The sequence below is a fragment of the Bradyrhizobium retamae genome, from assembly GCF_001440415.1.
Lineage (GTDB): Bacteria > Pseudomonadota > Alphaproteobacteria > Rhizobiales > Xanthobacteraceae > Bradyrhizobium > Bradyrhizobium retamae.
Genome location: NZ_LLYA01000153.1, coordinates 1 through 21,636 on the forward strand (window position 1 = coordinate 1; position 21,636 = coordinate 21,636).

The following is a 21,636-nucleotide window of genomic DNA, read 5'->3' on the forward strand; positions in this document are numbered from 1 at the left end:
AACCCGCTGATTTGGGAATCCCAAATCGATTCAGCCTAAACTCATCCCGCTTTAGCGGGGCGAGGTAAGAAAAAAGGCCGGGATCGCTCCCGGCCTTTCGTCTGCATCACTCGTACGCGCGAAGCTTACTTCGCCTCCGCCCGCTTCGGCGGCGTCGCCGGCCACGACTTGATCAGCGCGTCGTAGTCGACCGTCTCGCCCTTCGGCTTCTCGTTCGCCAGCTTGCGCTGCGGCGCGATGGTCTTGTCCTTCTCGGCCTTGGCGAACCAGAACTCGGCCGTCTCCTTCTTGTTCAGCTTCGGCCCGCACTCTTTCTGCACGCCGGATTTCTCGAGGCGTTCGAGCACCGAGTCCTGCGCTGCGGCCAGCGCATCCATCGCGGCTTGCGGCGTCTTCGCGCCGGACGACGCGTCGCCGATGTTCTGCCACCACAATTGCGCGAGCTTCGGATAGTCAGGCACGTTGTTGCCGGTCGGGGTCCACTGCACGCGCGCCGGCGAGCGGTAGAACTCGATCAGGCCGCCGAGCTTCGGCGCACGCTCGGTGAACGACTTGTCCCAGATGTCGGATTCACGCACGAACGTGAGGCCGACATGGCTCTTCTTCAAGCTGACCGTCTTGGAGTTGATGAACTGCAGATAGAGCCAGGCCGCCTTGCGGCGATCGGGCGGGGTCGACTTCAGCAGCGTCGCGGAGCCGGCGTCCTGATAGCCGAGCTTCATGCCCTCTTTCCAGTACGAGCCGTGCGGCGACGGCGCCATCCGCCACTTCGGCGTGCCGTCGGCATTCACGACCGGGATACCGGGCTTCACCATGTCGGCGGTGAAGGCGGTGTACCAGAAGATCTGCTGGGCGATGTTGCCCTGCGCCGGCACTGGACCTGCTTCGGAGAAGGTCATGCCTTGCGCCTGGGGCGGAGCATACTTCTTCATCCAGTCGAGGTACTTGGTGATCGAATAGACCGCCGCCGGGCCGTTGGTGTCGCCGCCGCGCTCGACCGACGAGCCGACCGGACGGCAGCCGTCCATGCGGATGCCCCATTCGTCGACCGGCAGGCCGTTCGGGATGCCCTTGTCGCCGTTGCCGGCCATCGACAGCCAGGCGTCGGTGAAACGCCAACCGAGCGAGGGATCCTTCTTGCCATAGTCCATGTGGCCATAGACCTTGACGCCATTGATCTCCTTGATGTCGTTGGTGAAGAACTCGGCGATGTCCTCATAGGCCGACCAGTTCACGGGAACGCCGAGCTCATAGCCATACTTGGCCTTGAACTTGGCTTTGTATTCCGGATTGGAGAACCAGTCGTAACGGAACCAATACAGGTTCGCGAACTGCTGGTCGGGAAGCTGATAGAGCTTGCCGTCCGGGCCCGTGGTGAAGGATTTGCCGATGAAGTCATTGACGTCGAGCTGCGGGTTGGTGACGTCCTTGCCCTCACCGGTCATGTAGTCCGACAGGATCACGGTCTGGCCGTAGCGGACGTGGGTTCCGATCAGGTCGCTATCATTGATCCAGCCGTCATAGACGTTCTTGCCGGACTGCATCTGGGTCTGCAGCTTCTCGACGACGTCGCCTTCCTGGATCAGGTCGTGCTTGACCTTGATCCCGGTGATCTCGGTGAAGGCTTTCGCCAGCGTCCGCGATTCATATTCATGCGTCGTGATCGTTTCCGACACGACGTTGATTTCCATGCCCTTAAAGGGCTCGGCGGCCTTGGCGAACCATTGCAGCTCCTTCATCTGGTCCGCCTTCGACAGCGTCGAGGGCTGGAACTCGCTGTCGATCCACCTTTGGTTGACGGCGTCGTCCGCACGCGCAGGTGCGGCAATGGTCACGGATGCGGCGATCAGCGCAGCCGCGCTGGTCATCGTCAGAAAGCTCTCCTTGGTCAAGGGACCGTTCCTTCCTCTCAAGCGTCGCATGTTGGATCCTCCGTTGCAGCGACAAACACATATTCAGGCCCGGGTTGATCCCGGATCTGTCTTTTTCCGCCGTTTCAGACCGTGCGAAAGATCGCAACGGCCGAAACGAGCGAAATCAGGGTTGCGAGCCACAGGCTCGAAATCTCAACGCCCTCCCCGATCGGCAGCGTCGCGATCGGATCGGTGCCGACAAGGGCGATCCACAGCAAATGAATGACGGCGGCAAGCACCAGCGAAATGAACAGCCGGTCGCCGCGGGTGGTCGGGATGCGCAGGATGCCGACGCGCTCAGCTTCGGGATACGCGATCCCAAGCCATGTCATCACGCCGAGCGTCAGCGCCAGCATCACGAAGAAGATCGCGGTCGGCAGCGTCCAGGCCATCCATGCGATGTTTTCCATGGCTACACCCTGCCCAGCGCAAAACCGCGCGCGATGTAGTTGCGGACGAACCAGATCACCAAAGCACCGGGAATGATGGTGAGCACGCCGGCGGCGGCCAAGAGGCCCCAATCCATGCCCGCGGCTGAGACCGTGCGGGTCATGATCGCGGAGATCGGCTTGGCGTTGACCGACGTCAAGGTACGCGCCAGCAGCAATTCGACCCAGGAGAACATGAAGCAGAAGAACGCGGCGACGCCGATGCCGCTCGCGATCAGCGGTACCAGGATCTTCACGAAGAAGCGCGGGAACGAATAGCCGTCGAGGAATGCGGTTTCGTCGATCTCGCGCGGCACACCCGAGACGAAGCCTTCGAGAATCCAGACCGCCAGCGGCACATTGAAGATGCAATGCGCCAGCGCGACCGCCCATGGCGTATCGAACAGATTGATCGCCGAGTAGAGATTGAAGAACGGCAGCGCGAACACCGCGGCCGGCGCCATGCGGTTCGACAACAGCCAGAAGAACAGATGCTTGTCGCCGAGGAAGCGGTAGCGCGAGAAGCCGTAAGCGGCCGGCAACGCCACGGCGATCGAGATCACGGTGTTGATCAACACATAGGTCAGCGAGTTGATGTAGCCGGAATACCAGCTCTCGTCGGTGAAGATGCGCTTGTAGTTTTCCAGCGTCGGCTGGTGCGGCCAAAGCGTCATCGTGGTGACGATCTCGGCATTGGTCTTGAAGCTCATGTTGACGAGCCAGTAGATCGGCAACAGCAAGAAAATCAAAAACAGCGAGATGATGAGGCGGCGGCCGGGAATCGAGTGCATCACGCGGCTCCCTTCTTCTGGGGACGCTCGGTCCCGACATTGGTCATGACCGTGTAGAATACCCAGCACACGATCAGGATAATGAGATTGTAGACGAGCGAGAGAGCGGCAGCCTTGCCGAGGTCGAATTGCCCGAGCGCGATCTTGACCAGTTCGATCGAAACGAAGGTGGTCGAGTTGCCCGGACCGCCGCCGGTCACGACGAACGGCTCGGTGTAGATCATAAAACTGTCCATGAAGCGCAGCAGCACCGCGATCAGCAGCACGCGGTTCATCTTCGGCAATTGGATGGCCTTGAACACCGCCCAGCGCGAGGCGCCGTCGATCTGAGCCGCCTGGTAATACGCGTCCGGGATCGACTTCAGCCCGGCATAGCACAGCAGCGCGACGAGGCTGGTCCAGTGCCACACGTCCATCACGATGACGGTCGCCCAGGCATCGAACTCGTTGGAAACGTAGTTATAGTCGAAGCCGAGGCTGTTGAGCGTATAGCCGAGCAGGCCGATATCGGGCCGGCCAAAAATCTGCCAGATCGTGCCGACCACGTTCCACGGAATGAGCAGCGGCAAAGCGAGGATCACAAGACATACGGCAACGGTCCAGCCCTCGCGCGGCATCGACAGCGCCACCACGATACCGAGCGGCACCTCGATCGCCAGGATGATGGCAGAGAACAAGAGATTGCGGCCAAGCGACGCCAGGAAGCGGCCGCCGAGATCGGTCGAGGGATCGAGCAGCTCCTTGAACCAGCCGACGCCGTTCCAGAAGAACTGGTTGTTGCCGAACGTGTCCTGCATCGAATAGTTCACCACCGTCATCAGCGGCAGAATCGCGGAGAACGCGACCACCGCGAATACCGGCAGCACCAGGAACCAGGCTTTTTGATTGACGATCTTGTCCATCAGGCAACCCCCTCGACCAGACGGCTGTCGGCATAGACGTGAACATGCGCGGGATCGAACACCAGCCCGACCATGTTGTCGTCGGGCACGGAGAATCCGGGCGGCACGCGCGCGGCAAACTTTGCGTCGCCGATGCGAACGCGGGCAAAGCGGGCGCGACCAAGATCGTCGATCCGTTCGATCGCGGCCGATAACAGGCCCGACGCGGGAGCGGCTATGTTGACGAACTCCGGGCGCACGCCGATTTCGATTTTCGCACCCGCCGGCAGCACGCCGTAATTGCGGTGCAGGCCGATGATGTGGCCGTCGATCCGGGCCTCATGCCCGCTCACGACAGCCGGCACGATGTTCATGCCGGGCGAGCCGATGAAGTAACCCACGAATGTATGGGCGGGCTTGTCAAACAGTTCGGCCGGCGTGCCGCTCTGTACCACGCGGCCGTCATGCATGACCACCACCGTATCGGCAAAAGTCAGCGCCTCGGTCTGGTCATGGGTGACGTAGATCATCGTGAGATCGAGCTCGCGATGCAGCGCTTTCAACTTCGAGCGCAACTGCCACTTCAATTCAGGATCGATCACCGTCAGCGGCTCGTCGAATAGTACGGCGGCAACGTCGGAACGGACGAGGCCGCGGCCGAGCGAAATCTTCTGCTTGGCGTCCGCGGTCAGGCGCGTCGCCTTGCGGTCGAGATAGAACGTCAGATCGAGGAGATCGGCGATCTGCCTCACCCGCGCCTCGACCTCGGACTTCGGCACGCCGCGGTTCTGCAGTGGGAATGCCAGGTTCTGCCCGACCGTCATCGTGTCGTAGATCACCGGAAACTGGAACACCTGCGCGATGTTGCGCTTCTGGGTTGACAGCGGCGTGATATCGGCGCCGTCGAACAGGATTTTTCCGCGCGACGGCGTGACGATGCCGGAGATCAGATTGAGCAGCGTGGTCTTGCCGCAGCCGGAGGGGCCGAGCAGCGCGTAGGCCCCGCCCTGCCGCCAGGTCATGGTCACCGGCTTCAACGCAAAGGATTCGGGCGCAGCGTCATTGCCGCCGTAGGAATGCGCGAGATCGACGAGGTCAATGCGTGCCATATCGCATCTCCCTCACATGCTCTTGGCTTTTGATGCGTTTTCTCCATGCGAAACGCTACGCATTTCGCTTGAAAACGCGATGGCTGGCGCTGCGACCAGGCGATCGGCGGCGTCGAACACGAAGACATTGTCGGGATCGAGCACGGCATCGAGCGTCTGGCCGGGCTCGTATTCATGCACGCCCGGCAGCACCGCAACCCAGTTGGAGGCGTCGCGGTTGAGATGCACGAAACTTTCCGAGCCGGTGATCTCGGTCACGGTGACGGTGGCGTGAAACGCGTGGCGACCGGCAATGCCGTTCGCTACTTCGAGCTGGTGGGCGCGGAAACCGACGCGGTAGAGGCCGTCAGAAAGCTGCGCATAGAGCCCGGTGGCCGGCGCCTGGATGCCACCGGCATATGCGATCTGCCCGTTCTTCTTCTCGATACCGACGACGTTGAGCGGCGGATCTGAAAATACCTGTGCGACCCGCAGCGTATCGGGACGGCGATAGACCTGCGATGTATTGCCGGCCTGAAGCACCTGGCCTTCCCACATGCACACCGTGTTGCCGCCGAGCAGCAGCGCCTCCGAGGGCTCAGTCGTGGCATAGACGAAGATCGCGCCCGACGCCTCGAAGATGCGCGGCAGTTCGGTGCGCAGCTCCTCGCGGAGCTTGTAATCGAGATTGGCGAGCGGCTCATCGAGCAGCACGAGGTCGGCGCCCTTGACCAGCGCACGTGCGATCGCGGTGCGCTGCTGTTGGCCGCCGGAAAGCTGCAGCGGCGTGCGCTTCAGATAGGGATCGAGCCGCAAGAGTTTCGCGGCTTCCTGCACGCGCCGGTCAATCTCCTCGCGCGGCCGACCCTGCACCCGCAAGGGCGAGGCGATGTTCTCGTACACCGTCAGCGAGGGATAATTGATGAACTGCTGATAGACCATTGCGACCGAGCGCTGCCGCACGTCGGCGCCGGTGACGTCGTTGCCGTCGACCAGCACGCGACCTGTTGACGGCTTGTCGAGGCCGGCGAGCAGCCGCATGATCGAGGTCTTGCCCGACAACGTCGGCCCGAGCAGCACGCTCAGCGTTCCGCGCTCCAGCGTCAGCGAGACGTCGCGAATGGTCGCCATGCCATCCACGGTTCGCGTGACGTGTTCGAGCGTGACGCTCATGTCCGCCCTCCCACTTCGCGCAAGGTACGTTCACCGGAGGCGCTGTTGGCCTTGATCCATTCGTCAAGCACGGCGATTTCATCGGCCGACAGTCGCAAGCCGAGTTTAGACCTTCGCCACACCACGTCTTCGGCGCTGCAAGCCCACTCGGTCGAAATCAGGTACCGGACCTCGCTTTCGGTCAAGGTAGCGCCAAACGCCTGGCCTAGATCGGTCAATGATTTCGCATTGCCGAGCAATTTTGCCGCGCGCGTGCCATAGGCATGCGCGAGCCGGCCAGCATGCGCCGAGGTGAGGAACGGATACTTCCGCGTCAGTTCTGCCGTCAGCGCGGCGACCGCCGAAACATCCATGTTGCCGCCAGGCAGTGGCGCCTTGCCCGTCCAGCCCTCTTTCGCTTTGTCGCTGCTCAAATATGGTGAAAGCCGTTCCAGTGCTTCCTCGGCGAGCCGCCGATAGGTCGTGATCTTACCACCATAGATCGATAGCAGCGGCGCACCACCGGGCGTATCGAGTTCGAACACGTAATCGCGGGTTGCGGCCTTGGCCTCGCTGGCGCCGTCATCATAGAGCGGGCGAACGCCGGAATAGGTCCAGACCACATCCGCGGGCAGTACCGTCTTCTTCAGGTACTCGCTGGCGGAGGCGCAGAGATATTGAATCTCCTCAGGGCTGGCTTTCACCTTGGCGGGGTCGCCGTCGTAGTCGCGATCAGTGGTGCCGATCAGCGTAAAGTCGTCCTGGTAGGGGATGACGAAGATGATGCGGCCGTCGGCATTCTGGAACATGTAGGCGCGGTCGTGCTCATATAGCTTGCGCACCACGATGTGTGAGCCCTGCACCAGCCGCACCTTTGCCCGCGCGTTGACGCCTGAGCCCGACGACAGCACCTGCTCCACCCACGGACCGCCAGCATTGACCAGCGCGCGCGCCTGGATGGTGGTGCGCTCGCCGCTAATGGCCTTCTCGACGGTGACGTGCCAGATGCCGTTCACCTGCCTGATCTCGACCGCGCGCGAGCGGGTGTGAATTTCGGCGCCGCGATCGGCTGCGTCGCGTGCGGTGAGCACGACAAGGCGCGCGTCATCGACGAAGCAATCGGAATATTCGAAACCGCGCTTGTAACGGTTGGCGATCAAGGGTTTGCCCACCTCGTCATGGACCAGATCGACCGAGCGCGTCGGCGGCAGCAGATGGCGGCCACCGATATGGTCGTACAGGAACAACCCTAACCTGAGCAGCCAGGCCGGCCGCAAGCCAGCGTGGTGCGGCAAAACGAAACGCAAAGGACGGATGATGTGAGGTGCGATCTGCCACAGGACTTCACGCTCGATCAGCGCCTCGCGGACCAGGCGGAACTCGTAATACTCGAGGTAGCGTAAGCCCCCATGCACCAGCTTGGTCGACCAGGATGACGTTCCGCTCGCCAAGTCGTTCATTTCACAAAGGAAAACGGAATAGCCCCGGCCCGCCGCGTCGCGCGCGATGCCGCAGCCATTGATGCCGCCTCCGATAATGGCGATGTCGAATATCCGATCCAACGAAACGCTTCCCCGGCGATCGCCTCTTCACTTCGGCGATTTTGCTTTCGAATGAGAGTTAATCACAAAGAAAAACGAAAGCAAGGCGAAAGCGGGGAACCGAATTTCCTACTTGAGGGTAAGTTCAGGTTTGGCCGCACAGGCCCGTACCACGGGCTCAGACCGCGGCGCATGGGTTCGATATCAGCCCGCGGCCACGGCCTCGACTTCGAGAAGCCACGCCTCGTCGAAGATACCAGCGATAACCACCGTCAGCGCTGTTTCCCGTCCGCCAAGTACCTCGTTTCGCACGGAGCGATTGAGAAGGGCGTAACGCCGGTCGGCAAGGTAGGTCCGGTGCATGACTAGATTGTCGAGGGTCATGCCGGCTGCCTTGAGCTGAGCCTCGACGTTTCGCCAAGCGAGCCTGCACTGCGCTTCAAAGCCTTCAGGGACGGTGCCGTCGACGCTGAGCGGGATCTGGCCACTTACAAAAAGCAGACGGGTGTGACCGCTGACCTCTAGCGCCTGGCTGTAGCCAGTCGTCGGCACGGTTACTGTTTCGGCATTGATGCGTCGGATGTGCATTAGGTTTCTCCTGTCCTCAAAACATCATCTCGTGCACCGCTGCACTCGTCGCGCACAAACCATTTTTCCTGGACAGTTCAGTTAGATTTTCTAATCTGCGCGCGCCTAACGTCCTATGGATGGAATCCTGGTGAGCTACAGACTGCCTCCGCTCAACGGACTGCGGGCCTTCGAGGCTGCCGGCCGTCATCTCAGCTTCAAACTGGCTGCGCAGGAGCTTTCGGTAACGCCGGGCGCCGTCAGCCAGCAGATCAAGCATCTGGAGCAGATCTTGGGAGTTCCGCTGTTTCAGCGCATGCCCCGCGGCCTCACCCTCACCGGCCATGGCGAGGCCATGCTGCCCACCATCAGCGATGCGTTCGAGCGCATGTCGGCGGCTGCGGATGCTGTCGCGCGCACATTGCCGACTAAGGCGTTGCGGCTGGGTGTTTCTCCGAACTTGACGGACGACCCGCATGGCCTGTTGGCGAAACTTGCGAACACAGAACAGTCGCCGGACTATGTTCTGATAACCTCGACCGATGATGTCGCGAACCTCTTAAGTGGCGCGCTGGATGCGATCCTGCGTCCGGGACCGGGCCCTTACCCGGGAATGCATGCGGAGGTGCTGAATCTGCACCAGGCATTCTCACCCCATGCACAGGCTTCTCTTGTCGTTTGGCCTGGCCTCGCCAAATGTCGGGAGTTCCTGAAAACGAGATCGCTGCTCGGCTCGCCCGGATAATCGCCCGCTACTTCAGCCGCACCACGGTCGAAGCCGGCTCGCCGCCGGAATCATCGATATCCGTCGCCGGCTTCTCCATCGCCTGGACCACCTCGATGCCACGGTGGCTGCAGATACTGGCAAGACCCGCCGGCAACGGCGCGTCAGTCACAAAGGTCTGGATCTGGCTGAGATGGGCGATGCGCACCGGCGCGCTGCGGCGGAGTTTTTCGAAATCCGCGACCAGCATGACAACGAAAGCAAGACGGAAACAGGTACGCCACACCGGGATGCTTTGGCCTACGCAGAATCCGAGTAGGCCCGGCGCGGCAGCGGTCCGCCGCTCACGACGTAAACACCGGCCGAGATCGAGGCGATAGCAATCCAGTCCAGCATCAACGGCCATTCCCCGAGAATCGGGATGGCCATCACTGCGGTCATGACTGGAGATAGTGAGGCAAAGGCGGCCCCGCTTGAAGCGCCGAGCAGGCTGACCGCACGTCCGTAAAAAACCAGCGAAACAATCGCCGTCAGAACGCCCTGGACAAATGCCTGAAGAGCGACGTCACCCCATGATGCCCTGCCGAGGCTTGCGCCCTCCGCAAGAAAGTAGACGGGTACATAGAGCATCATGGCGCCGACCGCGGCGATGCCCGCAGCATGCAATCCGTCAAGCCGCGCCCGCCGCATCGCCACCGTGTAGCAGGCCCAGGCAAACGCGGAGGCAAGGAACAGCGCGTGTCCCGTTGTCTGCTTCGGATCGACCGCCCCCGCCGTGCCCCATGCGATGCCGGCGATGCCCATCACGATCAGCGCGAAGCCAATCTTTTTCGCGCCCGTGAACGCCTCGTGCAGGAAGGCCGCAGCCAGAACGGCAACCGCCAGCGGCATCACTCCGGGAAACAGGGCACCGGCATGGGCCGCAGGGGCGAACAGCAGCCCGGTGTTGGCGAGCAGCACGGGAGCGCCACCGCCAAGCACGATTGCCGCCAATCCGATCAAGCCCAAGCGTTCGAACGCAAGACCCTTCTGCAGCACATAAGGCAGCAGGAGCACGCCGGCCACGCCGAAACGAAGCGCCGCGATGTCCCACGGTGTAAGGCTCGTCTTTAGCCCGAGCCGAGCCACAACAATCCAACCCGACCAGATACTTACGGCCGCGAGTCCGTAGAGAGCCCCGCGAACGTAATTCCCGGGCACGCGCCGATCGGCGGCCAACTCGGACATGATTTACTTCCATCAAGGTCGCAGGAACGATAACCTGAATCGAGCATTTTAACGGTTACGCCAGAACGAGCCATCGAACAAGGACGAGATGAACAACCGCGGCGATGGTTTTGAATGGAGTGGCGGACATCCAGCCCTCGATTTCGTGAATACGCTGGATGAACGGCCCTCTAACGAGCCAATCGAAAATCTTGCGACTTACCATGACCTGGTACGGTTCGCTGAATTGGCTGGACTTATCGAGCCACCGATTGTTAAGCCGCTGCTGCGGCTGCTTGGTCCGGCGCCCAGTCGCATCGTGAAAGGCGCGCGCAGGCTTCGCGAGCACCTTCACGACATCCTGGGAGCGAAAGTCTCTGGACGGCCGACGCGGCAGCCTGACCTGGACGCCCTCTCTGCCGCGATCAAGGCCGCCCACGCAGCCCGAGCGCTGGTCAGTTCGCGGTCGGGAGGATTGGTCAGATACCGCTGGTGCTCGCCGCGAACACCCGAAATTCCGCTGCATGCCTGCGCGCTGGCGATCGAATCTCTCCTGGTCGATGAGGAGCGCACGAGAATCCGAAAATGCGCTGCCGCTGATTGCGATGTCTACTACCTCGACACGAGCAAGAGCCAGCGCCGGCAATGGTGCAGCATGATCGGGTGCGGCAATCGCGAAAAACAGCGGCGGCGGCGCGCCGTGGCCAGAAACTAGCGCAAGCGGATAGGCGCGGCGGCCGTCGCCGCGGCAGGCTCAGTAGCAGGATCATCGATATCCGTCGCCGGCTTCTCCATCGCCTGGACCACCTCGATGCCACGGTGGCTGCAGATACTGGCAAGACCGGCCGGCAACGGCGCGTCAGTCACAAAGGTCTGGATCTGGCTGAGATGGGCGATGCGCACCGGCGCGCTGCGGCGGAGTTTTGTGGAATCCGCGACCAGCATGACGCTGCGGGCGTTGGCGATGATCGCTTGCGCGGCCTGCACCTCGCGATAATCGAAGTCCAACAGCGCGCCCTCCTCATCGATCGCGGATGCGCCGATGATGGCGTAGTCGACCTTGAACTGCCCGATCAGGCTGATCGCGGTCGAGCCGATCACCGCGCCGTCGGCGCGACGCACCGCACCGCCCGCTACGATCACCTCGATGCGCGGATGCCGATACAAGAGCATCGCGACGTTGAGGTTGTTGGTGATGACGAGCAGGTCCTCATGCGAGGTTAGCGCGCTCGCGACTTCTTCTGTCGTGGTGCCAATGTTGATGAACAGCGAGCAGCCGTTCGGAATCCGCGATGCAGCGGCCACGCCGATCGCCCGCTTTTCCTCTGCCGCCACGAAGCGCCGCGCCTCATAGGCGAGGTTCTCCACGCCGGAGGCGATAATGGCGCCGCCATGGATGCGCGTCAGCGAGCGCTGGTCGCAAAGGTCGTTGAGGTCTTTTCGGATGGTCTGCGCCGAGACCTCAAACCGCTTGGCGAGATCTTCCACCATCACCCGGCCAAAGGCGCGGGCAATGTTGAGGATTTCAGTCTGACGGTGGGACAATCCGGCCATGGCAGCACCCCTGAAGAACAGACTTGGGCACAAAGATGCCGTTATGGTGCGGCTGATTAGGAGCGCGGTCAACGAGGGAGATCGGCCGCAAAGGCGTTTGGCAGGGCGAAACAACGAATCCTGGTTAAGGCGACCGCCGCCCGAAGCCGTGCGAGCCGCACATGCGCCCGGCCGCTCGATAAAGCAATTTGTGGCTGCAACACTGTGATCACAACCAGAAACGAATGGAGGAAACCATGAAGATCGATCGCCGTCAGTTCGCCTTGCCCGTACTCGCACTGGGGTTCATGAGCGTGGTCCCCGCTTTTGCCGGCGCGGACGAGGATGCCATCGCGAAGAACGTCGAAGCCTTCCGTGCAGCGCAGGCGGCCGGCAATGCCGACGGCATCGCCCCGCTCTGCGCGGAAGAACTCAGCTACAGCCACTCCAGCGGAGCTGTCGACGACAAGGCGGCACTGCTGGCAGGCGTCAAGAATGCGAAATACAAATGGACCTCGCTTGAATACAAGAACCCCACCATCCGTATCGTCGGCCCGGCGGCCATCGTGCGCTTCAATTTTGTAGGCGAGCAGGAATTTGCGGCCGACGGCAAAAAGGTTCCGCAGAACCTGCACGTCCTGATGAACTGGCAGAAACAGGGTTCGGACTGGAAGCTGCTGTCGCGGTCGGCCACCAAGCTCTGACCGCCGGAAGACCGGCGCTGGCGGTTACGCCGCCAGCGTCATCCCGCTGACGAGACGGTAGGCCGCACGCTCGGCTTCGCGCGCGTTGCGGAATATCTGCCCTTCCAGCCGGTTGAAACGGTGCGAGGCGGCAAAGAACCGATAGCCGCCGGGAGCGCGCACGATGATCCCAGCCGGCTGTGAGCCGACTTCAATGATGTAGGTGTCCGACATGGCCCAGCCTCAGATTTATTCCGGGCCTACAACGGGTTGCACGGGCAATTGTTCCTGCTTCCGGCGTTGCGCCGCAAGGCCAACCTATGCCAAAGCTGGTCGCGGAACACGCTAGCGAATCGTCCAAATGGCCGGAGAACTGACATGATGCCGAAATTCGCACTCTCGATGCTGATTGCCCTTGCGGCTTGCGCACCGCTCCAGGAGGCGGCGGCGCAGGAAAGCACGCTCGGCGGCGCACTGTTCGGCGGCGCGGCGGGCGCGATTGTCGGCGGCGCGCTTGGCGGCGGCCGCGGTGCGGCGGTTGGCGCGATCGTCGGGGCGACGACGGGTGCTGCGATCGGCGCCCAGGGCGAGCCGCGGCCCGGCGGCTATCGCTACTATCAGGGCGGCTGCTACGTGGAGCAGCCCGGCGGGTGGCAGGAAGTTTCGCCGCGCTATTGCGGCGTCCAGGCGCAATACGCACCCCCGCCGCCCCGGTATTACGACGACACGCCGCGCTGCATGCGCTCGCAGACTTATGACCCGCGCCGCGGCACCTTCATCGGCCGTGACGGCTACGAGCGTCCCTGCCCGTAAGATTTAGGTCTTGATCACGCCGTCCGGACTGACCGGCTGCGGACGGCCGTTGTCGTCGATCGAGACGTAGGTGAAGTTGCCGTCGGTCACCAGGATCTGTTGCAACTCCTTGCGGCGCACGACCCAGGCTTCGAGATGCACCATGATCGAGGTGCGCCCGACCCGCACCAGATTGGCGTAGACTGAAACGAGGTCGCCGACATAGACGGCCTTGCGGAAATTCATCGCCTCGATTGCGACCGTCACCGTGCGCGATTTCGCGATCTTGGAAGCGAACACGCCGCCGCCGATATCCATCTGGCTCAAGAGCCAGCCGCCGAAGATGTCGCCATTGGCGTTGGTGTCGGCCGGCATCGCCAGCGTGCGAATGCAGAGATCACCGCGGGTCTCGCTCTCGGTCGAGACCGGCGCGTGCAGACGGGGTTCGTTCACTTGAAATTCTCCCAACCAGCATCCGGCGCAAATCTTCCGCCGAATTTTTCCGTGAGCGCCCGCAGCGTCGAGACCACGTTCTCCACCCCTCGGGTTCGCGCATAGTTCAAGGGACCGCCGCGGAACGGCGCGTAGCCGGTGCCGAAGATGACGGCGCCGTCGACCGCGTCGGCATCGTCGACGATGCCTTCGCGCAAGCAGGCGACACAGACATTCGATATCGGCAGGATCAGCCTGTCGATCATCTCCGCCGAGGGTTCCGATGTCGCGGGCAGGCCGGATGAGGTATCGGCCTTGTCGCCCTTCCAGGTGTAAAAGCCCTTGCCCGACTTACGGCCGAGTTCGCCTCTGGCAACCTTCTCCCGCAACCAGGCCGGCGTCGGCGGAAGCGCGTCACCGAACTTCGAGCGCAGCATGTCGCCTACGTCGAGACAGATGTCGAGGCCGACCTGGTCGGCGAGTTCGATCGGCCCCATCGGCATGCCGAACTTTTTCGCGGCGGCGTCGATCACCGTCTTGTCGATCTTCTCGTCCAGCATCAGCATCGCTTCCAGCATGTAGGGCGTCAGCGCGCGGTTGACGAGGAAGCCGGGCGACGATTTTACGGGCAGCGGCAACCGGTCGATGGCGCCGACGAAGGCGAGCGCTTCCCTCAAGAGTTGCGCGTCGGTACCGTCATGGCTGACGACCTCGATGAGTTGCAGCCGCGACACCGGATTGAAGAAGTGCAGCCCGAGCAGCCGCTCGGGTTTTTGCAGCGTGGTGCGCAGGTCCTGCAGCGGGATGCTCGACGTGTTGGTAGCAAGAATCGCGCCGGGCTTCATCTTCGGTTCGAGGTCGGCATAAACCTTCTGCTTCAGCTCCAGCTTTTCCGGCACCGCCTCGATGATGAGATCGGCGTTGCGGACGCCCTCGGCCTGCATATCCGGCATCAGCCGGTCCAGTGCATCGCGCACGGCGGTCCGCTTGCGCAGGATCTTTCCGTAGAGATCGGCGGCGCGCTTGATCGCGCCTGCGATCGGCTCCGGCTTCATGTCGGCGAGCGTCACCCGCAAATCCTGGCCGGCGCACCAGGCGGCGATGTCGCCACCCATGGCGCCGGCGCCGATGACGTGAACATGCTCGATCCTGTTGCCGGAACCCGCGAGCTTCTTCATCTGCTCGCGCAGGAAGAACACGCGGATCAGGTTCTGCGCGGTCGGCGTCACCATCAGTCTGGCGAAAGACGCTTTCTCCGCACTCAGCATCGCCCGCCGGTCGCCGCCGTGCCTTTCCCAGAGATCGATCAGCGCATAGGGCGCGGGATAATGCTCCTCGCGCGCCGCCTTGCCGGCCTCGCGGCGCATACGCGAGGCGAGAAAGCCCTTGATCGGGCCGAGGCTGAGAACGGAATTGAGAAAACCGGGCTTCGCGCGGTTCAAGCGGCCGGACACGGCTTCCTTCACGGCATTCAAGACATGCCGCTCCTGCGTCACGGCATCGACCAGTCCGAGCGATTTTGCGCGGCGGGCATCGATGGTCTTGCCGGTCAGCATCAGCGGCATCGCCTGCATCGGATTGACAAGCCGCGTGAAGCGCACGGTGCCGCCAAGACCGGGGTGGAGGCCGAGCATCACCTCGGGGAAGCCAAACCGCGCGTCCTCGATTGCGATCCGCATCTGACAGGCCAGCGCCACTTCGAGGCCGCCGCCGAGGCAGAAGCCGTGGATCACGGCCACGCTCGGAACCCGCAGGGCTTCGAGCCGATCGATCACGGCATGCGCGCGGCCGATCTCGGCCTCGACTGCTGTCACATCGGTGGCGCCGCGAAAGGCATTGACGTCGGCGCCGGCGATGAAGCCGGATTTTTTGGCGGAGCGGATGACGAGGCCGGTAGGCCGCGCGGTTTCCAGCTCGGACAACACGTTGCTGAGTTCCTCGATCAGATCGGCGGACAGCGTGTTGGCGCTGGTGCCTTCGCGATCGAACAAGAGCCAGGCGACGCCGTCGCCATCGCGGGTCAGCCTGAAATTCTTGTACGGGCCCTCAGCGTCAGACTTCGGCCCGAGTTCGAGCACGCGATCGCCGAGAACGTTCATGATCTGGCTATCCATGCTCACACCGTCTCTATCAGCATCGCGCCGCCCTGCCCGCCGCCGATGCATTCGGTGGCGATGCCGCGCCTGGTGCCCAATCGCTTCATGGCGTTGACCAAATGCAGCACGATGCGGTTGCCGCTGCAGCCCACGGGATGGCCGAGGCTGATCGCGCCACCATCGACGTTCAACTTTGTCTGATCGAGCTCGCCCGCCGCGCCGTCGAGGCCGAGAATCTCATTGCAGAATTTTTCGTCGTTCCAGGCGGCGAGGCAGCCCAGCACCTGCGTCGCAAAGGCCTCGTTCAATTCCCAGCTCTCGATATCCGAAAGCGTCAGCTTGTTGCGCTTGAGAAGCTCCGTCGCCGACAGCACCGGTCCCAGGCCCATGATGCCGGGATCGAGCGCCGACCACTGGCTGTCGAGGATGACCGCCTTCGGCGTCAGGCCGTGCCTGGCCACGGCCTCTTCGGAAGCCAGGATCACCCAGGACGCGCCATCGGTGATCTGCGAGGAATTGCCGGCGGTGACCTTACCCCAGGGACGCTCAAACACCGGCTTCAGCTTTGCCAAGCTCTCCGGTGTCGAGTCCGGCCGCACGCCGTCGTCGTGATCGTAGAACGTTCCATCGCGCGCGAATGCGGTTTCGACCTCGCCCTTGAGCCAACCTTGCGACTGCGCGTTTGCGAGCCGCCTGTGGCTTTCGGCAGCATAGGCATCCGATTGCGCGCGGGTGATGCCGAAGAGATGGCCGACCACTTCGGCGGTCTGACCCATATTGAGATCGGTGATGGGATCGGTCAGGCCGCGCTCAAGCCCGATGATCGGCTTGAAATAGCCGGGCTTCACTTTCAGCGCAGCCATGACTTTCGCGCCGATGCCTTTCGCCCCTGCAAGCCCAGCGAACCAGCGCACGCCCTGTTGCGGCCAGACCAGCGGGGCATGGCTCAGCGCTTCGGCGCCGCCGGCCAGGATCAGGTCGGAGACGCCCTCGCGGATGTAACGATAGCCGGTGTCGATCGACTGCATGCCGGAGCCGCAATTGATCTGCACGGTGAAGGCGACCATCTTCTCGCCCATGCCGAGCCGGAGCGCGGCGACACGGGCCGGATTCATTTCGTCGGCGATGACGTTGACGCAGCCGAGGATGACCTGATCGAACGCCGATGGCGCAAAGGGTTGCCGCGCCAACAGCGGACGCCCGCATTGAACGGCGAGATCAACTGGCGTGAAGGGTCCCGGGCCGGAGCGCGCTTTCAGGAACGGCGTCCGGCTGCCGTCGACGATAAAGACCGGTCGCGCCATCAGCTTGCCGCCCTCTGTTCACCCAGTTCCTGGAAGAACTGATGCACGTCGGCCCCCTCGCTGTAAATCGGCGACAACGCCTCGGGCGCGAAATCGTCGACCTCGATCACCTTGGCAACGGCTTCATGTGCAGCCTGCAGCTTCTCGCCCTGGGCCTGAGTGATGACACCCTTCTTCACCGCCTCTTTCCAGTCATGCAGCCGCGCGGCGCGCATCTGCTTTGCGACGTCGTCCGCAGCCGTCACCAGCCGGAACGCCTTCTCCAGCCGCGCGATGCCGCCATCATCATCGACGGCTGACAGACCGGAGGTGAGCCGGTCGCGCGCCGCCGATGGCTCCAGCACCAGCTGCGCGCATTGATGCACGATGCGGTCGGAGGGGCCGAGCACGCGCGCACCGAACGGCTGGATCAGGAATTTCAGGATCACCGCCACGAACCGGTTCGGCAGGTTGGCCAGAATTTCCGCAAAGCGGTTCTCGATGGTGCGAAAGCCCGTAGCCATGCACCATTCGAGCGCGGCGAAATCTTCCTTCTGCCGTCCCTCGTCCTGCCAGCGTTTCAGCGCGGCGGACAGCAAATACAGTTCGGACAGAATGTCGCCGAACCGGGCCGAGAGCATTTCCTTGCGCTTGAGCGCGCCGCCAAGCGTCAACAGCGCCATGTCGGCGCACAGCGCGAAGCCTGCGGAATAGCGCGAGAGCTGGCGGTAGAACCGCGTCGCCTCGCCGGCATCGGGCGCTGGCGCAAACAGGCCGAAGGTCCAGCTTCGGCCCCAGGCACGGAACATGGTCTTGAAGCTGTGGCCGACATGACGCCAGAACGCCTTGTCGAAGGCTTCCAAGCCCTTAGGCCGGTCGGCTTCACCCAGCGCATTCATTTCGTCGAGTAGGAATGGATGAGCGCGGATCGCACCTTGCCCGAACACGATCAGATTTCGCGTGAGGATATTTGCGCCTTCAACGGTGATGCCGACCGGCACCGCGCGATAGAGGCTGCCCATGTAATTCTGCGGTCCATCGATCACGGCCTTGCCGCCATGGATGTCCATGGCGTCGTCGATCACGATCCGCATCCGCTCGGTAGCGTGCAGCTTCATGATGCCGGAGATGATGGCGGGATGATGCCCCTGGTTGAGCGCCGCGCAGGTCAGCCGCCGCGCGGCATCGAGCAGATAGGCGGTGCCGGCGATGCGCGCGAGCGGCTCCTCGATGCCTTCGAACTTGCCGATGGAGATGCCGAACTGCTCGCGGATGCGAGCATAGGCGCCGGTGGTGCGTGCCGCATACGCCGCCCCCGCGGCGGACAGCGACGGCAGCGAGATGCCGCGGCCGGCGGCGAGCGCCGTCATCAGCATCTTCCAGCCCTGCCCGAGCCGCTCTTGCCCGCCGATGATGTAGTCCATCGGAATGAACACGTCGCGACCCCAGTTCGGACCGTTCTGGAACATCTGCATCGCCGGCAGATGGCGGCGGCCAATCTCAACGCCGGGCAGATGGGTCGGGATCAGGGCTACGGTAATACCGAGCTCTTCCTGCTGGCCCACGAGATGATCGGGATCATAGGCCTTGAACGCGAGGCCGAGCAGCGTCGAGACCGGCCCCAGCGTGATGTATCGCTTGTGCCAGTTCAGCCGCAGGCCGATGACTTCCTTGCCTTCGAAATTGCCCTTGCAGATGATGCCGGTGTCGACCATCGAGGCCGCGTCCGAGCCGGCTTCAGGGCTGGTCAGGCCGAAGCAAGGAATGTCGGCGCCTTCGGCGAGCCGCGGCAACCATCTATCCTGCTGCTCCTTGGTACCGAAGCGCATCAACAGCTCGCCCGGGCCGAGCGAATTCGGCACCATCACGGTAACGGCTGCGGTCAGCGAGCGCGACGATAGCTTTCGCACCACTTCCGAATGCGCATAAGGCGAGAAGCCGAGCCCGCCAAATTCCTTCGGAATGATCATGCCGAAGAATTTGTGGCGTTTGATGAAGGACCACGCCTCCGGCGGAAGATCGCGCCATTCCCAATTGATCTTCCACTCGTCGAGCATGGCGCAAAGCTCGTCGACAGGGCCGTTGAGAAAGGCCTTTTCTTCTTCAGTCAGCATCGCCGGTGCGACAGCCAGCAATTTCGACCAGTCGGGATTGCCGGTGAAGAGATCGGCGTCCCACCAGACGTCGCCCGCCTCCAGCGCCTCCCGCTCGGTGTCGGACATCGCGGGCATAGCGCCGCGCGCGAAAGCGAAGATCGGTTTGCTGATGAAATCGCGGCGGAAGCTCATGGCGACCTCCTCATGATCGGGGCGCGACGTCTCGCCTCACCTATACCAAACATGGGTTCATCCTAGCTGAAAAGCACGAGTTTCGGGGACGCTTCGCGTCGGGAAATGAAGCGAAACTGAACTTGGAGATAACGGCGGAGGCCCGGGCCCGTTCCCAAAATGCCTGCATTGTCCGGCGTTTAGAAACCAGCAACGTTGCCGGACAGATGCCGCTCGGGAGTGCTCGCCGGTCTCTACCGCGGGCACACCGGTGTTATGAATCACGCTTGCTGCGGCGTCGCTCATTGGGGACGAACACGGCAAATACTTCCTTGACGCGAACGGCAGGCGTGACATCGCGGGTAAAACGAAGCTCCGCGGTCGCTTGGGTTTCTGCCACGCGAGGCGCGTAAAGCGCGCTCCCGTACAGCGATCCATCGAAGCGCAAATTGCTTTCGTCGTCGGTGAGATAAGCGTTCGAAACAAACAGGAATACGAGCAGTGTCGATCCTACGGCGATAAAATACTTGAATATTGGCATTGGTGGACGAGCCTCCCTTCTTGCGAAGAAGGGTGGACCGTTCGCAATAAACGCCCAGTTTAAGCGTGCCCAACTTTTGCCGGAGCGGTTGGTTGGCGGTTGCGAATTTATGACGAATTTTAGTGAATCGCCCACTCGTCATTCCGGGGCTCGCGAGGCGAGAGCCCCGGAATCCATTCTGCAACAGTAGCTGCGGCCCGATGGATGCCGGGCCTGCGCCCAAACGGGCGCATCCCGAAATGACGTCGTGAGCAAGGCTAGCCGGTCAGCCCGGTCCGGCACCCTGCGTTGCCGTGTACACGGCGTAGAGCGACTGGCTCGCGGCCATGAACAGGCGGTTGCGCTTGGGGCCGCCGAAGCAGATGTTGCCGCACACTTCGGGCAAGCGGATGCGGCCGATCAGCTTACCCTCCGGGGACCATACCGTCACGCCGCTGTAGCCAACGGCACGGCCGGCATTGCTGGAACACCAAACATTGCCGTTGACGTCACAGCGCACGCCGTCCGGTCCGCACTTCACGCCGTCGACCATGAAATCGCTGAACCGTTTGTGGTTGGCCAGCTTGTTGTCGGTGCCGACGTCGAACACGAACATGTCGCCCTTGCCGCCCGGACCGGTGTCGCCCGGCCCCTTGCCGGTAGAGGCGACATACAGCTTTTTGTAGTCAGGCGAGAAGCAGAGGCCGTTGGGATCGGGCACCTGTTCCTCGGTCACGACGAGGTCGACACGGCCAGACGGATCGATGCGATAGCAGTTGGTCGGCAATTCGCGCTTGCCCGGCACGAAGCCTGCCGGCTGGCCGATCCGTGGATTGAGCTTGCCGGCAGAATTGCTCGGCCCACCCGCGACGTCAGGCTCACCCTCATAGAGCATGCCACCATAGGGCGGATCCGTGAACCAGTAGCTGCCGTCCGGATGCGCGACGACATCGTTCGGCGAGTTCAGCTTCTTGCCGTTGTAGGAGTCAGCCAGCACGGTTGCGGTGCCGTCATGCTCATAGCGCACGACGCGCCGGGTGAGATGCTCGCAGGAAAGCTGTCGTCCCTGGAAATCGAACGAGTTGCCGTTACTGTTGTTGGACGGCGTACGGAAGACGCTGACGTGACCGTCATCCTCCGACCATCGCATCTGCCTGTTATTGGGTATGTCGCTCCACAGGAGATAGCGCCCCTGCGCGCTCCAGGCGGGGCCTTCGGCCCACAACAGACCGGTGTAGAGGCGCTTGATCGCCGTATTGGGCTGGGCGAGATTGTTGAAGGATGGATCGACGGCGATGATGTCGGGATCCCAGAAATAGGTGGTGGGGGCACCGCGCGGACTGAAATCGCGCGGCGGGCTGGTGACTGTTGACGGGGGCGCCGCAGGACCGGTCTGGGCCAATGCGCTGCCGGCCCCCGCGACGGTAGCACCGGCGCATACCGCCAAACCCTGGACAAGCGTTCGTCGTGAAATCCCGACTTCTGGATCATGCTGTTGTGAATCGCGCCGCTCCTGGCGTGTCATCGCATCCTCCCAATCTGTTCGCCGGCCGTTGATCCGGCCGGGCAACTTGAGGTTAGTCCGGTCCGTGCCCGGTTGCGAGAGCTGCTTTTGATTTCAGCCCCGGTTCAAGCTTGCAGCCGAAATGGCATCAACTCGTCCAATGCATGTCTGTCCGGGAGCTCCGCTCTTCATCGCGCATGGGGCAATTGCCCACGTGGCGACAAGGTGCGCGACA

Annotated in this window: 20 protein-coding genes and 2 pseudogenes; 4 read left to right on the top strand and 18 right to left on the bottom strand. The window is 62.6% G+C overall.

Features of this window, described 5'->3' with window-relative positions:
- Positions 1 to 125: 125 nt before the first annotated feature.
- The 8 genes from CQ13_RS17220 to CQ13_RS17255 form a co-directional block, all read right to left on the bottom strand.
- Positions 126 to 1,868, bottom strand: a complete 1,743-nt coding sequence (locus CQ13_RS17220; protein ID WP_082637522.1) for an ABC transporter substrate-binding protein — start codon at positions 1,866 to 1,868, stop codon at positions 126 to 128.
- Between the two features lie 128 nt (positions 1,869 to 1,996).
- Positions 1,997 to 2,323: a DUF2160 domain-containing protein gene (locus CQ13_RS17225; protein WP_057844048.1), complete on the bottom strand. Its 327-nt coding sequence runs from the start codon at positions 2,321 to 2,323 to the stop codon at positions 1,997 to 1,999.
- A 2-nt stretch (positions 2,324 to 2,325) separates the two neighbouring features.
- Complete coding sequence (locus CQ13_RS17230) at positions 2,326 to 3,132, bottom strand: carbohydrate ABC transporter permease (RefSeq protein WP_057844139.1); 807 nt, start codon at positions 3,130 to 3,132, stop codon at positions 2,326 to 2,328.
- Entirely contained in the window at positions 3,132 to 4,034 is a 903-nt protein-coding gene (locus tag CQ13_RS17235) for a carbohydrate ABC transporter permease (protein ID WP_057844049.1), read from the bottom strand. Before CQ13_RS17235 ends, CQ13_RS17230 begins: the two co-directional genes overlap by 1 nt.
- The gene (locus CQ13_RS17240) at positions 4,034 to 5,122 is read right to left on the bottom strand and encodes an ABC transporter ATP-binding protein (RefSeq protein WP_057844050.1); all 1,089 of its coding nucleotides are present in this window, start codon (positions 5,120 to 5,122) and stop codon (positions 4,034 to 4,036) included. Before CQ13_RS17240 ends, CQ13_RS17235 begins: the two co-directional genes overlap by 1 nt.
- 12 nt (positions 5,123 to 5,134) lie before the next feature.
- On the bottom strand, positions 5,135 to 6,274 hold the full coding sequence (locus CQ13_RS17245) for an ABC transporter ATP-binding protein (RefSeq protein ID WP_057844051.1): 1,140 nt from the start codon (positions 6,272 to 6,274) through the stop codon (positions 5,135 to 5,137).
- Entirely contained in the window at positions 6,271 to 7,815 is a 1,545-nt protein-coding gene (glpD, locus tag CQ13_RS17250; RefSeq protein WP_057844052.1) for a glycerol-3-phosphate dehydrogenase, read from the bottom strand. Before glpD ends, CQ13_RS17245 begins: the two co-directional genes overlap by 4 nt.
- A 183-nt stretch (positions 7,816 to 7,998) precedes the next feature.
- Positions 7,999 to 8,382: a RidA family protein gene (locus CQ13_RS17255; RefSeq protein ID WP_057844053.1), complete on the bottom strand. Its 384-nt coding sequence runs from the start codon at positions 8,380 to 8,382 to the stop codon at positions 7,999 to 8,001.
- Positions 8,383 to 8,512: 130 nt separating this feature from the next.
- On the opposite strand from CQ13_RS17255, the gene CQ13_RS46440 reads away from it, so the two are divergent.
- Complete coding sequence (locus CQ13_RS46440) at positions 8,513 to 9,106, top strand: LysR family transcriptional regulator (RefSeq protein WP_082637523.1); 594 nt, start codon at positions 8,513 to 8,515, stop codon at positions 9,104 to 9,106.
- A 7-nt stretch (positions 9,107 to 9,113) separates the two neighbouring features.
- Here the strand turns inward: CQ13_RS46440 and CQ13_RS17265 are convergent.
- Together CQ13_RS17265 and CQ13_RS17270 are read right to left on the bottom strand one after the other, a co-directional pair.
- Positions 9,114 to 9,338 (bottom strand): annotated as a pseudogene (locus tag CQ13_RS17265) (DeoR family transcriptional regulator); the annotation flags it as partial.
- Positions 9,339 to 9,385: 47 nt separating this feature from the next.
- Positions 9,386 to 10,312 carry a DMT family transporter gene (locus CQ13_RS17270; protein ID WP_063800098.1) on the bottom strand — a complete coding sequence of 309 codons (927 nt, stop codon included), beginning with the start codon at positions 10,310 to 10,312 and terminating at the stop codon, positions 9,386 to 9,388.
- Between the two features lie 88 nt (positions 10,313 to 10,400).
- On the opposite strand from CQ13_RS17270, the gene CQ13_RS17275 reads away from it, so the two are divergent.
- The gene (locus CQ13_RS17275) at positions 10,401 to 11,006 is read left to right on the top strand and encodes a CGNR zinc finger domain-containing protein (protein ID WP_057844057.1); all 606 of its coding nucleotides are present in this window, start codon (positions 10,401 to 10,403) and stop codon (positions 11,004 to 11,006) included.
- On the opposite strand, the gene CQ13_RS17280 is transcribed toward CQ13_RS17275, so the two are convergent.
- On the bottom strand, positions 11,003 to 11,845 hold the full coding sequence (locus tag CQ13_RS17280; protein ID WP_057844058.1) for a DeoR/GlpR family DNA-binding transcription regulator: 843 nt from the start codon (positions 11,843 to 11,845) through the stop codon (positions 11,003 to 11,005). The genes CQ13_RS17275 and CQ13_RS17280 overlap by 4 nt on opposite strands.
- Before the next feature lie 236 nt (positions 11,846 to 12,081).
- On the opposite strand from CQ13_RS17280, the gene CQ13_RS17285 reads away from it, so the two are divergent.
- On the top strand, positions 12,082 to 12,528 hold the full coding sequence (locus CQ13_RS17285; RefSeq protein WP_057844140.1) for a nuclear transport factor 2 family protein: 447 nt from the start codon (positions 12,082 to 12,084) through the stop codon (positions 12,526 to 12,528).
- Positions 12,529 to 12,552: 24 nt separating this feature from the next.
- On the opposite strand, the gene CQ13_RS17290 is transcribed toward CQ13_RS17285, so the two are convergent.
- Positions 12,553 to 12,741, bottom strand: coding sequence for a hypothetical protein (locus CQ13_RS17290; RefSeq protein WP_057844059.1), 189 nt, complete (start codon positions 12,739 to 12,741; stop codon positions 12,553 to 12,555).
- Positions 12,742 to 12,885: 144 nt separating this feature from the next.
- Between CQ13_RS17290 and CQ13_RS17295 the strand changes: the two are divergent.
- Positions 12,886 to 13,185: pseudogene (locus tag CQ13_RS17295) on the top strand (YMGG-like glycine zipper-containing protein); the annotation flags it as partial.
- A 138-nt stretch (positions 13,186 to 13,323) separates the two neighbouring features.
- Here the strand turns inward: CQ13_RS17295 and CQ13_RS17300 are convergent.
- The 6 genes from CQ13_RS17300 to CQ13_RS17325 form a co-directional block, all read right to left on the bottom strand.
- Positions 13,324 to 13,674 (bottom strand): acyl-CoA thioesterase, encoded by a 351-nt coding sequence (locus CQ13_RS17300; RefSeq protein WP_156433732.1) that lies wholly within the window; start codon positions 13,672 to 13,674, stop codon positions 13,324 to 13,326.
- Between the two features lie 74 nt (positions 13,675 to 13,748).
- Positions 13,749 to 15,845 (bottom strand): 3-hydroxyacyl-CoA dehydrogenase NAD-binding domain-containing protein, encoded by a 2,097-nt coding sequence (locus CQ13_RS17305; protein ID WP_057844061.1) that lies wholly within the window; start codon positions 15,843 to 15,845, stop codon positions 13,749 to 13,751.
- Positions 15,846 to 15,847: 2 nt separating this feature from the next.
- Positions 15,848 to 17,131: an acetyl-CoA C-acetyltransferase gene (locus CQ13_RS17310; RefSeq protein WP_057844062.1), complete on the bottom strand. Its 1,284-nt coding sequence runs from the start codon at positions 17,129 to 17,131 to the stop codon at positions 15,848 to 15,850.
- Positions 17,131 to 19,398 carry an acyl-CoA dehydrogenase gene (locus tag CQ13_RS17315; protein ID WP_057844063.1) on the bottom strand — a complete coding sequence of 756 codons (2,268 nt, stop codon included), beginning with the start codon at positions 19,396 to 19,398 and terminating at the stop codon, positions 17,131 to 17,133. Before CQ13_RS17315 ends, CQ13_RS17310 begins: the two co-directional genes overlap by 1 nt.
- A gap of 253 nt (positions 19,399 to 19,651) precedes the next feature.
- Positions 19,652 to 20,053 (bottom strand): hypothetical protein, encoded by a 402-nt coding sequence (locus CQ13_RS17320; protein ID WP_245309206.1) that lies wholly within the window; start codon positions 20,051 to 20,053, stop codon positions 19,652 to 19,654.
- Positions 20,054 to 20,183: 130 nt separating this feature from the next.
- Entirely contained in the window at positions 20,184 to 21,422 is a 1,239-nt protein-coding gene (locus CQ13_RS17325) for an SMP-30/gluconolactonase/LRE family protein (protein ID WP_057844065.1), read from the bottom strand.
- Positions 21,423 to 21,636 lie beyond the last annotated feature (214 nt).